General features: G+C 71.6%; 8 protein-coding genes. 2 read left to right on the top strand and 6 right to left on the bottom strand.

Features of this window, described 5'->3' with window-relative positions:
• Positions 1-202 precede the first annotated feature (202 nt).
• Together ACZ41I_RS23935 and ACZ41I_RS23930 are read right to left on the bottom strand one after the other, a co-directional pair.
• On the bottom strand, positions 203-1,084 hold the full coding sequence (locus ACZ41I_RS23935; protein ID WP_468515013.1) for a DUF6083 domain-containing protein: 882 nt from the start codon (positions 1,082-1,084) through the stop codon (positions 203-205).
• 162 nt (positions 1,085-1,246) lie between these two features.
• Positions 1,247-1,519, bottom strand: a complete 273-nt coding sequence (locus ACZ41I_RS23930) for a helix-turn-helix transcriptional regulator (RefSeq protein ID WP_008404669.1) — start codon at positions 1,517-1,519, stop codon at positions 1,247-1,249.
• Positions 1,520-2,137: 618 nt separating this feature from the next.
• Between ACZ41I_RS23930 and ACZ41I_RS23925 the strand changes: the two genes are divergently transcribed.
• Positions 2,138-2,545 carry a hypothetical protein gene (locus ACZ41I_RS23925; protein WP_468515012.1) on the top strand — a complete coding sequence of 136 codons (408 nt, stop codon included), beginning with the start codon at positions 2,138-2,140 and terminating at the stop codon, positions 2,543-2,545.
• A 347-nt stretch (positions 2,546-2,892) separates the two neighbouring features.
• Here the strand turns inward: ACZ41I_RS23925 and ACZ41I_RS23920 are convergent, their stop codons facing one another.
• The 4 genes from ACZ41I_RS23920 to ACZ41I_RS23905 all read right to left on the bottom strand — a co-directional run bounded on the left by ACZ41I_RS23920 (position 2,893) and on the right by ACZ41I_RS23905 (position 12,783).
• Complete coding sequence (locus tag ACZ41I_RS23920) at positions 2,893-5,940, bottom strand: pPIWI_RE module domain-containing protein (protein WP_468515011.1); 3,048 nt, start codon at positions 5,938-5,940, stop codon at positions 2,893-2,895.
• 82 nt (positions 5,941-6,022) lie between these two features.
• Positions 6,023-9,784 carry a pPIWI_RE_Z domain-containing protein gene (locus tag ACZ41I_RS23915; protein ID WP_468515010.1) on the bottom strand — a complete coding sequence of 1,254 codons (3,762 nt, stop codon included), beginning with the start codon at positions 9,782-9,784 and terminating at the stop codon, positions 6,023-6,025.
• Complete coding sequence (locus ACZ41I_RS23910; protein ID WP_468515009.1) at positions 9,777-11,045, bottom strand: pPIWI_RE_Y domain-containing protein; 1,269 nt, start codon at positions 11,043-11,045, stop codon at positions 9,777-9,779. Before ACZ41I_RS23910 ends, ACZ41I_RS23915 begins: the two co-directional genes overlap by 8 nt.
• Positions 11,038-12,783, bottom strand: coding sequence for a PD-(D/E)XK nuclease family protein (locus ACZ41I_RS23905; protein WP_468515008.1), 1,746 nt, complete (start codon positions 12,781-12,783; stop codon positions 11,038-11,040). Before ACZ41I_RS23905 ends, ACZ41I_RS23910 begins: the two co-directional genes overlap by 8 nt.
• A 183-nt stretch (positions 12,784-12,966) precedes the next feature.
• Here ACZ41I_RS23905 and ACZ41I_RS23900 point away from each other — a divergent pair, with 183 nt between their 5' ends.
• Positions 12,967-14,448, top strand: coding sequence for a serine/threonine-protein kinase (locus tag ACZ41I_RS23900; RefSeq protein WP_468515007.1), 1,482 nt, complete (start codon positions 12,967-12,969; stop codon positions 14,446-14,448).
• The last annotated feature ends 25 nt before the right edge of the window (positions 14,449-14,473 follow it).

Genomic DNA, 14,473 nt, shown 5'->3' with positions numbered 1-14,473 from the left:
GCGTGGCCAGGACGTCGATCGGCAGGACCGTGTCCAGGCGGCGGCGCAGGCGGTGCAGGGCGGCCCGGGCTCTTGCCGCGCTGCACCGTCATCAGCCGGGTGCGGTCTGCGTTCGCGGCGAACGTCACCCGGTGGCGGGCCTGGTGAAGTTCCCGAACGGGGGCGGGCCGCGTCAGGACGATCTCGACGGCGTACTGATGCGTCACGACCAGACCCGCCGGGGTGCGTGGCCGCCGGGGCGGCGCCCGTGCGTGGGCAGGCGGGTGTGGATGTGCTCGTGGTGGCGGAGCGGGTCGAAGGGTTCCCAGTCGGCGATGGCGAGGTTACCGGCGGTCGACGCTGTGGCATGGTCCCGGCACCGTTGGGTGCGCCAGCGCAGCTGTTCCTGGTACGGCAGTGCGGACAGGCTGTAGACGGCCATGACATCCGACGGCAGTGCGAGCTGACCGTGGTGCACGGTCGCGGGTACCAGGGTCCACACCCCGTGCAACCCGCCGGGGCCGAGGACCTCGGCCGTACAGCGGGTTCGGCGCCGGGTCTGGGCGACGCACTGGATCTCATCGACGGGGCGGGAGGCCAGGTAGCGGACGAACAGCAGCTGCACGACGGGCCGGGCCGGACGGCAGACGGCCTCGCCCGGCGGCGGGCCGCCTGCCAGTGTGGCAGGTGGAGCGAGGACTCCGGTGTCCAGCAGACGGCGGGTGCGCAGGGCGAGAGTCCGGCGCAGGCCGGACAGCTGCGGCGCGGTCGTCGGAGCCGGGCGGGCTGGGCACAGCAGGTCGTGTGCCAGCCGGCACCAGATGCTCCCGTCGCCCGCGGGATGGGCGACGCCGCGGGCGACGTGCCAGCGGCAGGACTCCGGCACCCCGGCCACCGGCAGTTCGTGTGGATGCAGCCGCACCAGCCGGTGGTCGGCCCCCAGGTAGCACTCGACCGGATTGCCGCATTCGCGGCAGGACGTGGTCTGGCCGCATCGCAGCAACCGGCTGGCACTGTCGGGGGCGATACGCAGGGACCGCCGCTGGCGCGCGCTCGCGCGGCTGCCGTCCCAGCGCCGCGCGGAAGGAGAAGGAGAGGAGCACATGCGGGCGAACCTGCCAGCCGACACGCCCCGCCTGCGGTACGCGACCCTGATGATCCCCCGGGCAGAGCAGAACGGGGCGACAACCGTGCGAACGCTTGCTCGCACATTCGATAGGGCGTTGCCGGATCGAGTGAATCGCCGCCGGCGCTGGACGGGCCCGTATCAGCTGTCGGAGCTGTCGTCGGTGCCGGGGAGGCCGTGCTCGTGGCAGAGGGTGGCGAAGAGCTCGTCGAGCGGTGTGTCCAGGGCGTGTGCGAGGGCGTGCCACGTCTTGAGGGTGCCGACGGTGCGGCCCTGCTCGATCTCGATCACAGTGCGCCTGCCCAGGCCGCTGCGGGAGGCGAGCTCGTCGTAGCTCCACCCGCGTTCAGCCCGCAGACGCCCGAGCTCCAGTCGGAGGGCGTCGAGGTCCGGATCGGGCGGCAAGATCGTCACCCGACCATCCGACGGTGCAGACCCCTGCCCTGTCAGTGCAGGCCTCTGCCCTATTTCTCCCGATGGCTCCACCGGCGGGAGGGCAGGGGTCTGCACTACGGTGTCGGCTGTCCCGCCGTACCGCGCGGTGGGGCTGGCGCCGGACCGGGAAGGGAGGGACACGCGCCCATGAGGCTGCGCACCGTGTGTCCTCAGGCGGCGCGGACCTGGACGGTGGAACTGCGATGCCAGACCGGCGGGCTCGTTCTCGTTTGCCAGCACTGTCCCCAGGACGGCCGCCGGGTCACCGCGCAGTCCGCGCGCTCGGCGGCCCTTGCTCACCTCGCCCGGCATGCCCGCGGTGACCTGAGGGCTCCTCACCTGCGGATCTGTCAGTGTCATGAACGCGGCTGCCGTTGGCACCGCCGTCACCGCGGGTGCGCGGGGCCCATCCGCCTGCTCCTGGCTTGCGAACGCGGCGGCCGTGTCTGGCGCCTCGCCGACGCCTGCGGCGCCTGCGCCACGGCAACCGCCCAGGCCGCCGTCGTGCCCGACACCGTGCTGGCCGCACCGTTCCACCCGCCTTCCGCGCGGCCGCGCGGTCCCCGGCCCAGCCGGGGGCCGGGGGAGCGTGTCCGCGTGAGCGAGATCCTCAGCTACCTGGCCGCGGCCCTGCCCGCGGACGTGTCCGCCGGGGCGAGGCTCCTCGCCCTGCAGTGCGCCCTGCGCATGAACGCGTACCTGCACGTCGAACTCCGTGCGGGCCTGCTGCGCAGCCTTCGTATCGATCCGGTGCAGGCCTGCCGCGAGTTGGAACAGGCGCGGTGGGCAAGCATGGTGAACGGTCCCGGAGCGGCCGGGGTGGCTGCGGAGCTTCGCGACGCCACGCTGCTCGCCCAGTCACCGGCCCGCTCCGACCGGCGGCGCGCGGCCGACTGGGCGTTGCGCACCGGTGCCCTGCCCGGATCGGTGGGGCAGAGCCGCAGCTGCGACTGTCGGGCGTCTATCTCGCGGCGCGCAGCGATCCGTCCTCGGGGGAGGGACTGAGTGAGTGCGACCGGATCATCCGTGACTGTGGCCTGCGCGATCAAGGGTTTCACGGTGTGCTCAGCCATCTGACGGCGAACGGCGTTTTGGAAGGGTGGTGGATCTGCCCGGATTCAGGCGGCGTGCACTGGACGCTAGCGCCGAGGGGACCGATGGCGACGTGACCGACGTCGCGGCCAGACCCGAACTGGTCACGGTCACCCCAGTGTTCCGCCTTCCTCCGCTGACCGCGCACACGCGTAGAGCAGGGTGCATGCAGGGGCTGTCGTCGGTCTCTCAGAACACAGGTCCTGTGGATACTGGTGTCCTCCCGTCGTCAGGGCACCGCTTAGGTGTCGATCCCGTCGTCAGTCGTGGGCAGTCACAGCCTCGTCGTCCGGCGTCGTGGACAGTCCGGCCGCGTCGGCGAGATCTGGGTCCTCCATGGTCTGGCTTCCGGCAGGTGTGCCCGACACCTCGTTCGAAGTCCGGTCGCCGTCGGCGAGTGTCGGGAGGACATATGCCTGGGCCAGCCCCGCGAGGTGGAGGGGGAGAGGGAGAGACAGGGCGGCGGCGTAGTCCGGTGCCTGGCGGAGCTGGTGCATGGCGAGGGCCAGCGCCTCGGCGTTGTCGGGCTTTCCCAGTACAGGAGCCGCGGAGTCGTCGTCTTCGTGGCAACCCAGTACCGCGATCTCCACCAGGGTCGGGTTCCAGGCGCTGGTGCCCGCCTGCGAGGTGAGGTTGCCTGCCGCGTTGACCCGGGTGGCAAGGCGGTCGAGTGCGGGGGAGATCGCATGGGTTCCGGGGCGTTCGGTGGTGCTGTAGAAGACCCGCTCGCCCGAGGAAGCCCCGTCCCCGTAACGCTGCTGGGGATCCTGTGCCCAGAAGCCAGCCGGCTGTCCGTGGGGTTTGCCCGGGTCGGCCAGCCCCCACCACTGGGCGCTCTCGCGACCGCCGCATCCGCGCACGCGTACGAGGCGCAGTTCGTCGTCCAGTCGTCCCGCCGGGGCGTGGCCGGTCTTGATCAGATCGCGTTCGGTCTGGCCGTCCTGAAGCCATGGCCAGTGCAGTCGGCTGTTCTGAGCGTGGGTGATCAGTGCGGTGGGTTGTCCTCGGAGGGAGTGCAGCACGCGTTGGAGGAATGCCGCGGTCTCCCTGCGCTGTTGGGCGAGGTTGCTGCGCCACTGCTTGCCGGTGACCCTAGGGGCATCGGGACGTGCGTCATCGTCTGGGGTCTCGGGTTCCGAGAACGCTTCGGGGTCGATCTCCGCCTGTTTCACCAGACCGAGGAGGAACTGCGGATAGGGCACCCATTCCCCCGCGGTGTCATCCCAGCCGCGTACGGCTGCGAGGCCTTCCCCGGCCGGGAGCGGGGTGACCAGGACGGCCACAGGCAGGTGCTTGGGCAACCGGGCCGGGCCGTCCTTGCGACGTTTCACCATCCACACCGCCGCGTATTGCAGCGAGTCCGGAAGATCGTCACCGAGGGTGTGCTGGGGCAGGACGCGGACGCCGAGCTGGCGCAGTCCGTCGAGCCACGAGCTGCACGTGCGGTGGTCGAGGCTCTCCGCATTGTCGATCTGCCGGTCGGTGGACGGGGTGACGACGAACTGAGTCAGCAGGCCCGCGTCGGCGCACCCGAGGCGGATGGCGAACTTGGGGTCCGTCGAAGCCGGGCGGAACGTGCTGCGGTGTGCGACTTCCACCAGGGCGAGTTCGGGGCGGGAGGGGTCTGCGCCATCCGCGCGGAGCCAGGCGCGCAGGGCGCGGCGCCGTTCGGCGACGGCCGCCGCGAGCGCCGCGCCTTTGCCCTTGACCGCCGGGTCGGGCACGAGCCGGTCGCCCAATCCGTCGGCGAGGGGCAGACAGCGCAGCCGGAGTGTGACCTCCGCCGTCTGCCACTCCAGGACGACCGGTGCTCCGGGCGTGGCCTCGTCGAAATCTCGGTCCGTGACGTGGGCGGCAGTGGCGCCGCCGTCGCCGTCGAGGCCCAGGGCCTTGGCCAACTGTTCCACCGCCTCGCCGCGTACCTCGGGGGACTGCCACAGCAGCCGGGCCTCCACCACGGGCGGGCCGGCCTGTTCCGGGCCGTGGGAGGCGATCCGGGCCTGGGCCGCGAGTGCCACGCGCCGTGCCTGGGTCTCGCGCAGCAGCTCGGTCTTCTTGGCCTCGTCGGTCCTGGGCTTGGGCCGCCGGTTCTCCGGAGCGCCGATGCCCTTGCCGCGTCCGCGCGTGAGGTCGGGGACCCGGGCCAGTGTTTCAGGGAGGGCCTGCTCGGCCCATTCGGTGAGCTGGGCCCGCTGGTTGGGCATGAAGCCGGTGCCGATCTCGTGCTTGCCCATTCTGGTGCTGTGGACCACGGCGGCGCGGACGCCGCGGCCCTTGCCGATCCAGGAGACCGGTTCGGTGAGGAGCTGTTCGGGGTCGGGGAAGTTGCCGGCGAGGCTGAGTCCGCGCAGGATGCCGGCGGTGTCGTTCTCCGACCAGACGAAGGTGTCGGCGGCCCGGTCGCGGCGCAGGCGTGCCAGTGCGTAGCGATCGGTGGCCGGTGCGCCGGGCAGCCAGGGGATGGTGGGCCGCAGGTAGACGGTAGTGGCCTCCCGGTAGGGCAGGTTGAGGCGTTTGGTTGTGGTCCCAGGGTGGGTTGCCCAGCGGCGTACACCCCAGTGCAGGTGGAGGCTCGGCCTGGGGTCGAACGGCGTGGTGTGCAGGGAGATGTTCAGAAGGACGGAGAACCACCACTCCTTGCGTTTGACGGTCCGGCACAGGGGCTGCGACATGAGTTCCGCGCCCTGGTCGCGAGGTCCGCGTGGCAGCGCCCGGAACCGCAGCTCCCCGCCCTCGAACGGGAAGGGGTCGAGGGTCAGGATGCGGCGTGCCAGGGCGTCGGTGGCGAGTTGGAACTGGCGCGGTTCCGGGGCGGCAGTGCCGCCCCGGGTGGTCGGGGTGGTGAGGAGTTCGACGCCGCTGACCGGCTGCCACTCGGGCAGGTTCTGCTTTAGCTCGGTGCTGCTCGCGAGCAACAGCGAGCGGAACCGGGGATCCTGTGCGGAGTCCTTGGGACCGAGGGTACGCAGCCAGGCGTCGAGGAGTTGCTGCATGGAACGGCCCGGGAGGGGGTCGGGCGCCGAGGCCGGTACATACATCCAGAAGTCCTCGGCGGCCTGCGGCCCCGGTTCCACGGGGATCCGCGGCCGGGGGCGGACGATCACATCGGGGGCGAGTGTCTGGAGCACGCCGTCGAGTCGGCGGGTGGGAAGGGTCGGCTGCCGCTTGTCCTCGTCCCGCCCGTGGTTGTGCAGTTCGAGGAGTCGGGCATGCCAGTGTTCGGGGAAGGGGAGCGCGTGGAAGTCCTCGGTCCAGGGGGTGCCCTCCTTGGCCAGGTGGTACGCGGATCGGCGGATGCTCTTGTACATGTCGGTTCTCCCTGCGATGTCCGTACGCGGGCGGGTGCGGTTGCCCGCCGTCAGTGCTGCCCAGGGCGGTGCTTGGTGTGCTTCAGTCGACCGCTCGCGGGCCGGGTGACGTGCTCATGGCGCACAGCGCTTCGTACAGCGGGCGGTAGAGCAGCTTGACGAGTGCGGCGTCGGCGGGGTCGGTGCGCGCGCCGTACGCGACGGTGTCGTCGCTCTGGGCGAAGTACGGCGCCAGGACGTCCCGCAGTCGGACGAGCAGCCCCGGGTCGCCTGCGCGGCGTGGACGCCGGCTCTGGCCGGTGAAGGGGGCCTGTGCTGCGGCGAGTCGCGGTGCGAAGGCCGCGTCGACGAACACGACGCGGGCGGGTACGCCACCGCGGACGAGGCGCCCGATGACCTGCCAGATGGTGACGAGCTGGTCCCAGACGAAGGACTTCTTCTCCTCATCGGAGAGCGAGGAGTAGATGTAGGGCCGGGACAGTACGTGTCGCCATACGCCGCGTGCGGTGGTCCTGAAAGCGCTGCCTGCCGCGTCCAGGTCCCCGGCGTGGGAGACCATGTCGCTGAACGTCCCTTCGTCCGGCAGCTTCAGTTGACCTCGTACGAACCGCGTCGCCCAGTCGTTGATGGCGAAGACCGCCAGGGAGAGGTCGTCGGGGCGGGGATGCGGGCGGACCAGGAAGAACACCGTCCCGAACGCCGCCACTTTCTCCTCACCGGGCCGTTGGGGGGCGGTGAGGATGTTGTGTCCTCGCTCCACGGCGAGGAGGGGCGCCACGAGCAGTTCGGCGTCCGGGTCGTCGGCGAAGGACGCGAGGTCCCCACGCCGGACCGCTCCCGCTCCCGATCCCGTGCCCGGCGCCTGGCTCCGCGCCGGCGCCGTCCCGTCGACGGCGGCCTCCAGTTCGGCGTCGTCGGCGGCCAGGACGCGTACCCGGCCGCGCCAGCGCGGGATCTCGTTCAGGGCGGTGGCGGCCACCTTGGCTTCCGCGTAGCTGCCCACCAGGAACAGGGCACGTTTGCGGCGCTGGTCGGGGATTCGGGCGAGTTCGCTCTGGAGAGGGGAGGAGTTGCCGTCGCTCCGGGACCGGGCGAGCCGGTCGATCATCAGACGCAGGACGTCCTCGCGCTGGTCGGGGTCCTGGCCGGAGAGCCGGATCGGCTGTCCTGCGGAGTCGTAGAGGAACTCGGTGCGGAACACGGTCTTCCGGATGGCGTCGAGAGCCTTGGGCTGCGGTTTCAGTACGGCGCGGACGGGGGCGAGGACATGGGCCCGGGTAGAGGTGCCGGCCCAACTGGTGCCCGACATCAGCAGCACGTGTGGGCCTGCCTTGCCGAGGCCTGGGTCGGCGCCGAGCTGGGGAAGACCCAGGAGCAGTTCCCGGCCCACGCCCGCACAACGGAAGAAGCGCAGGGTGCCGGTGCGGTGTCCGTCCTTGTTGCGCGCGGCGGCCCGTTCGTCCACCAGGTACTGGAAGCCCAGGACGTTGCCCATGGGCGCTTCGGGCAGCAGTGGCGCGTAGTCGAGGGGCGGGCGGCGGGTCAGTTCGTGGGCCGCGGAATCCAGCCGTAGCGCTGCCTCCACCTGAGGCCACAAGAACGTCACCCGGTCCAGGCGTTGGTGCAAGGCGGCGAGGACGAGGGTGAATTCCAGCCGCCGCGCGTTGAGTTCCCGCCACTCCTCGGTGAGCGGTACGTCCTCGGGGGCGGGCTTCTTGCCTCGCTGGGCAGCGGGCATGGGGCGCTGTTCCGGGCCCGGCGCTCCTACTAGGAGAGAGTCCAGGAGCGCGCGGACACGGCGCCGTGTCTGTTTCTCGTCGAGGGTGTGCAGGACATCGTGGGCGAGGGCGGTGAGCTCGTCGGCGGGGGTTCCGTAGGGGCCGCGTCCGCCGAGCGGATCGTCGCGGAACGTGTCGAAGAACCCGGTGATCTCGGTGCGTCGCTGCGCCCAGGGAGCCTCGGAGACGGGCAAGTTGGCATCGGCCTCGAGCCCTTCCTCGTCCTCGTAGAGTGCGTTCTCGTCCTCGACGTCCCCTTCGTTCGTGCTGTCCGGCCGCCCGGCGGCCTGGCCTCGCATGAGCGGATACCAGGCGTGCAGCAGTTTCTCCTGGAGGGTCCACGCACTGAAGTAGTCGATCTGCGCCCAGTCCCGCAGGCTTCCGTCGTCGATGAGCATGGCGTACAGCCGGTCCGCAGCGGAACCAACGACGTCCAGGGCGGCGGACCACCGTTCCACGTCCTGGTCGGAGAGCTGCAGCCGTCCTTGCCGGGCGAGTTCGGCGATCTCGTGGGTCTGCAGCTGGTCGAGCCAGGAGTCGGAGACACCGGTGGTGACGAGCGTGGCCGACGGGGCGAACATCTGGTCGAGCTGCATCTGTACGCGGTCGGCCTCGTCGACGACGACGATGTCGCTGCGCAGGCAGGCCAGCTCCAGATAGCGCAGGCGCTCGGCGTTGAGCTGACGCGGAACCGCCGTCTGGACGAGACTGGCCGGGTTGGTCACCCAGATCAGCGCGTCCACGAGGTCACGCGCGGCGGAGTGCCGCGGGCAGACGCTCCACAGCGGGCAGGCGTGCGGGGTACCCAGGTCCTCCTCGTCGGTGTCGGTGTCGTCCGTGGCGCCCTCCGCGTCGACGGCGCCTCGGGCTCGTTCGAGCTCGCGCACCGCGCGCTCGGCTGCGGGCTCCTCGGCGGTCCCCTGGCGCCGAGCGGGGTGAAGGGCACCGCAGGGGGCGTCGGTGTAGCGCAGGGGCTCGGACGTGTCGAGTGCGCGCAGGGCGTCCAGCGGGCAGGCGGTGCTGAGGTGGGCGAAGACGGGTCCGGTGTGAGCCAGTAGGGAGTGTTCTCCCCGTGCGGCGAGTCTGCGGTGCAGCCGCTGGGTGTGCTGGGGCCGCGTCGTGCCCCCCTGCACCAGGGCGGCGCTCAGGCCGAGCGTGCGGAACAGCTCGGTCAGCGTCAGCTGTTCGGCCACGTCGCCGACGACGAGAGTGATGCGCAGGCCCTTGTGGTACGCCCAGACGGCGAGCAGGGTCATCAAGGTCGACTTGCCGGCGCCGACCATGCCGACGAGGTGGGTGAGCCGGTCGAGCGGCAGCGCGGACGCCGCTTCGAAGACTGTCCCGTCCGGGGTACGGGTGTCGAGGTCGAGTTGGGCGAGACGCTGCTCCCAGTTCCCCGCCTTGAGCCCGCGCCGCTGCTCCTCCGCGTCCATCCACCGCGCGACATCGGCGAGTTCGTCGAGTGGCACGTCGAGGGGGCCTGCGGTGGCCGGGCGTTCGGCGGTGAGGGGGTGGCCGGGGAAGGGGTCTCGCACGAGATCGGCGGGGACCGTGACGGAAGTGCGCCGGTGACGGCGGTCCATGAAGCGGTGTTCGCCCGCCTCCGCCGGAGGAAGCGCCTTCGTGGCGAAGCCGGGGAGTTTCGCGAGCGCGTCGTCGTAGGTGGTGAAGCGGTCTGCCGCCACCTTGAGGGGGACCCGATGGGCGGGCTCCCCGGCCGCCGGGACGCGGTACGCGCGCAGCCGTTCGGGCAGTTCCAGGTAGGCGTCCAGGCTCTGCTGCCACATCCGGCCGCGGCGCATCGGCCAGAGCAGGTGACGGGCCGCGGCCAGCGCGACCTGTTCGGTGGTGCCGGTGGCGAGCTTCGAGGCTCGTGCGAAGGCGAGGCCGTAGCCGCCGAGGAGCGTCCACGCCCCGTCGGCGGCGTGACCGGGCGCCACGGTCTCCATCAACCGCAGGGCGAGCTCGACCTGGCAGAGCAGAGCGGGCCGGGTCCCTGCGTGTTCTTCGGGCCAAGGCTTCAGAGCGGCGACGACCGGCTGGTACCAGCTGCTGCGGTCACGCATGGTCTGCTCCCTTCTTCCCGGCGCCGTCGGTCGCCGCCGTCTGGTTTCCGGACCGGTGCGACGCTGTGCGTGCCCCGCCGTGCTCCCTGGCCGGAGGCACGGTGTGCAGGGGCGCGATGGACGCGTCCGGCCCGCGTTCGCCGGACAGCCGCAACCGCGCGGTCCGTTTCAGCTGGTCGTCCGTCAGCAGCCGCAGCCCGCCCGCCCCAACGCCCCGCTCCTTGGCGTACATGGCCAGGTAGTCACGGCGGGCGCGCACCCGGAATGCGGGCACCACCCAACATGCTTCGTCGTACGGGGGCTCGGGGCGGACGGCGGTGGCGGCGCGTCCGAGGAAGGCGGGGTGTGCCCAGTCCTTGACGTCGACGGCCCACACGTGACCGTCGGGGAAGGTGATGCGAAGGTCGTACGCGTCGAAGCCGGGCCACATCTCGACGGTGAGGCCCAGGGCGCGTAGCTCGCCCTCCAGAAAGACCTCGGCGCGTCCGGGCCCGGTGACGAACTGCCGCAGAGGTTTGCGCAGTTGACGCAGCTCGCCAACCTCGGACGCGACGAGTTCCCGGCCGTGCGGTGGGAGACCTTGGTGCCGGCACTGGTCGCGCTCGCACCACCACTCGGTGTCGGAGACCGGATGGAGCAGGGTCAGGCAGCGGTGACAGCACAGGTACGCGCCGTCCCGGCGGAACCCGAGGGGGACGGGGGCGTAGATCTCCTCGATGAGGAAACGCACCGGGTCGAGGAAGAGGTCGGTGCTCACCTCGGCCCAATCCTCCTCGGTGAGGACGGGCCGATTCACCAGGAGGCGACGGAAGGCCGTGTACGACTCGGGTGACGACACGGCCCGGCAGGCGCGCAGGGCCTCGTGGATCACCAGGCGGTCGTACTGCCGTCCGGTGCTGTCGCCATGTCCCCGAACGGCGAGCTCGTGGCAGAGCTGCGAGGGCTCTCCGGAATCCTCGTCGATCAGCCGGTCCGCGGTGTCGAACAGGTCGGCGGGCAGCCGGTCCAGGGGCCAGCTGCCCAAGGGACGGGCGCGGGCCCAGCGCATCATCTCGGGCACCCCGGCCGGGGGCTTGGCGCCGTTGCGCAGGCACTGGAGTACCAGGGCGTCCAGGGCCCGCTGCGCGCCGGCCGGGTACGGCAGAGTGAAGGAGTCGAGGCGGTCGACGGCCGCCAGGTGCAGGACGGCTGTGGCCACGTCCCGCAGGAGGACGACATCGGGGTTGGACAGCCAGTCCGGTACGAGCTGTTGGTCAGGCATGGGGCGCGGCGTCTCCTCGCGGCGAGGTCTGCGTGTCGGGGCTCGGCGGGCGCGGATGGTCGGTGACGTAGGCGGTGCCGGGCCGACACCAGGTCCGGGCCTGACAGCCGTGGCAGTGGCGTCCGGTCCTCGGCTCGTAGGTGGTGTCGTCCAGGAGTGGCCGGGCGAGTTCGGCGATGACGGCCCGGGCTTCGTCGACGTTCTCGGCGCGGCCGGGGTCGATGGGTTCGAGCCGACTCTCCCCGTGGCCTTCACGCAGGTGCTCCAGCTCGACCCAGGAGCGGCGCGGGTCGTCGCCGAGCGCGCCCGCGTGGAACAACAGGACACCGAGGGCGAGTTGGGGATAGGCCTGGAGTAGGGAATCGCGTTCCCACAGCGGGCGGGCCGATGTCTTGGTCTCGCGCCAGATCCACCGGCCGCGGTGGGTGTACACCAGATCGGGTACGGCGAGGACGACGATGTCGAGTTCGGGCACGTAGGCCGTGACCCGATGCTGTACGAGCACCTGCTCGTCGGCGTCAAGTCCGTTGAGAGGGCACAGGAGCCGGTGTTCCGCGAGCATCCCTGCAGCCTCGCGTGCGGAGGTGTCGTCGAGTCCGGCCCTGGCCCGTACCGCCGTCGGCTCGGGGATCTCGCGGTCCCGGCAGCCGCGCACCGGGCGTTCGGCGTGCTCTGCGTCGAGCCAGGCGTCGACGGCTCTGCCGCGCCGTGCCCCCCGGTCCTCGGCCGAGAGGTCGTTGAGGTGCAGTCGCCGCACCAGGTGGTACTGGGCGGGGCACTCGGCGTGCAGTCGCAGGTCCCAGACGGAGACAGAGCGGCGTTGGCGCGCGAGAGCCGGGGGGCGCCCGCCCCACAGCCGCGGGGTGCGTTTCAGATCCGTGCAGCCGGCGATGGCCTTGCAGGCGACACAGCTCTCCCCGGGCTGGACGCCGAGTTCGGTGGCAGCCGAGACGAAGGCTGGCACGGCGTCGTCCCTGAACCGCAGCCTCGCCTCCGCGGGGTCTATGGAGAGCAGCTCCGCCACGGACCCGTCGGCGCACCCGACGTCGAAGACGCGGACCAATCGGGGCAAGCAGGTGCTCTCGGTCGCGGTGGGCGGAGGCTGGGCGCGTTGCTTGCGCCGCGGCGTGGGCGCGCCGAAGGCCATCACCTGTGCCACGGCCCCGAGTTCCGCGTCGGGGCGGTCGTTCTTGGCTCGGCCCATGGAAGGCAGCCACAGGTCTCGCACCCTTCCGTCGGAGGAGGCGTACATGCGGCCCCAGAGGGTGTGCTCGTACTGCCGGGCGCCACGCGCGTCGGGAGCGTCCGTGCGGGGCGTGCGCCACGTCCACGGCTGCTTCACCGGCTTGGTCTCAGTCAGCCCGGCCTCGGCGGCGGCTGCCTGTTCGCGGGTACGGGCGGCCACGTAGCGCTCCAGGGCGTGGGCGGTCCAGGCCAGGTGGGCGGGGTGGACCGGGGCGCCCCATCCCCGGAAGGGACCGCGGGTGGCACGGAGTTCCTCGCGCACCTGCTCCATGGACCATCCGTCGTGTTCCAGCAGGTCGAGGGCGGTGAACAGCGGACCGAACCCGAACTCCTCGCGGGGTGGCCGCCGGAACGGTACGGCCGGGTCGGCGACGAGCAGTGGCCGCATCGCGGTGCGTCGGTGGGTGGGGCAGGCCGCGTCGTCGGGCCGGGCCATCCGGGGACTCGCCCTGATCAACCAGTCGTGGCCGGTGACGCCGGGTGGGTTCTGCATGGGGACCCCCGTGGCAGGCGGTGTGGGCAGGAGGGGGCCCGGAGCAACGGAAAGTCCGAGGACGTCCGGGCACCACTCGAGCATGGCATAAGTTTGTGAACTGAGTCCATAGACGGCTCGCGCCCAGAGTGTTTCACGCTACGCTGGTGGGTCTGATGCGCAGTGGTGCGAAGGGGCACGGTGGTGGACGCGGACACGTACAAGCCCGGCGTGGGTGATCTGGTCGACGAGCGCTACGAGTTGAAGGACTCTCTGGGCAAGGGCGGGATGGCCCAGGTCTGGCGGGCCCGAGAGGTGTCCGGGGGGCGGGAGGTGGCGGTGAAGTTCCTGCGCCACGACTCCGAGGCCCTGTACTGCCTCGACCCGTACGAGCGGGAGGCCGAACTCGCCGTGAGGAACGCCCGTTTCCGGCGCGAGGCCAACCTCCTGGGCACGCTCGACCACCCGGGCATCACCGAACTGTACGGGAGCGGATCGCACCGGGGCGTCCCCTACATCGCCATGCGCCTGGTGACCGGAGTGAGTCTGCGGACCTTCCTCGACGAGCACAGCCCCCTGCCTCTGGCCACGGCGGTTGCCGTCGCCATCCAGGTGGCAGGGGCGTTGGCCTGCGCGCACACGCTCCCGGTCGTACACCGTGACCTCAAGCCCGCGAACATCATGATCGATGAAGAGGGGTGGGCCGTTCTCATCGACTTCGGCATCGCCAAGCCGCTGCACGCCGACGCCACCCGTTACACGGCACACGGTTCGACGCTTGGCACCCGCGGCTATCTGGCGCCGGAGCAGCTCCTGGAGCGCGAGCCCACCACGCGCACCGATGTCTACTGCTTCGGCTGCATCTTCTACGAACTCCTCACCGGGCGGCCCCCGTTCCCGCTCGGCGCAGAGTCCGGCCTGACCGACAAGCACCTCAACGAGGAGCCGCTCCCACCGAGCACGTACGCCGCGGGCATCCCGGAGCCGATCGACGATCTGGTGCTGCGGATGCTCGCCAAGAAGCCCGAGCAGCGCCCGGCCGTTGACGAGGTCCTGGAGGTCCTCGACCCGTTCGCCCCGAGGGTCGGCGATCCCGAGCCCCGGCCCCGCACCCACCCCGACCCCACCACCCCCATGCGCCGGCCGCGGGACCGGGCTGTCCGTCCGCGCCCGGTTGCTCCCCCGCTGCCTGTCGCGTCCGCACCGGCCGATGAGTGGCTGGACGCCCGCATGGTGGAACAGCTCTGTGCGCAGGCCGAGTCGGAGATCGCGTCCGGTGAGCCGGGCGACGCGACCGACCGGCTGCACGGTCTGACCGAACGGGTCCGCGAGGAGTGGGGTGAGCGGCGCCCTCTGGTGCGTCGCGTGTGGCAGGGGGCTGCGGACGGATTCCGCCTGTCCGGCAACTTCGGCGCTGCTGCCCGCCTCTATCAGGCCGTCGACAACGATCTGATTCACGGGGACGGCCCGGCTGAGCGGGCCGATCGCGCGCTGATCCGGCTGCGCACGGCCGAGTGCCGACTCACGTTCGGGGAACTGGAGGCGGCCATCGCGGCGGTCGACACGGCGGGCCGCACCGCCGCCGGACTGCCACCGGAACTAGCGGCTCGTGTCGAGGCCGTACGCCACGCGGTCGACGCCCAGCTCGCGGCCCGTCTGGCCGAGCCCAGGCGCAGGGAGGCGTGACGTCGGCCGGCGTGGGCGGGCCGAT

The organism is Streptomyces sp. NPDC030799 (genome assembly GCF_055572255.1).
This window is presented reverse-complemented; position numbering and strand designations above follow the sequence as displayed.

What these genes read in the sequence shown, in the direction of transcription:
- ACZ41I_RS23935 (WP_468515013.1), bottom strand. Translation starts at nt 1,084, where the DNA reads ATGTGCTCCTCTCCTTCTCCTTCCGCGCGGCGCTGGGACGGCAGCCGC.
- ACZ41I_RS23920 (WP_468515011.1), bottom strand. Translation starts at nt 5,940, where the DNA reads ATGTACAAGAGCATCCGCCGATCCGCGTACCACCTGGCCAAGGAGGGC.
- ACZ41I_RS23905 (WP_468515008.1), bottom strand. Translation starts at nt 12,783, where the DNA reads ATGCAGAACCCACCCGGCGTCACCGGCCACGACTGGTTGATCAGGGCG.
- ACZ41I_RS23915 (WP_468515010.1), bottom strand. Translation starts at nt 9,784, where the DNA reads ATGCGTGACCGCAGCAGCTGGTACCAGCCGGTCGTCGCCGCTCTGAAG.
- ACZ41I_RS23910 (WP_468515009.1), bottom strand. Translation starts at nt 11,045, where the DNA reads ATGCCTGACCAACAGCTCGTACCGGACTGGCTGTCCAACCCCGATGTC.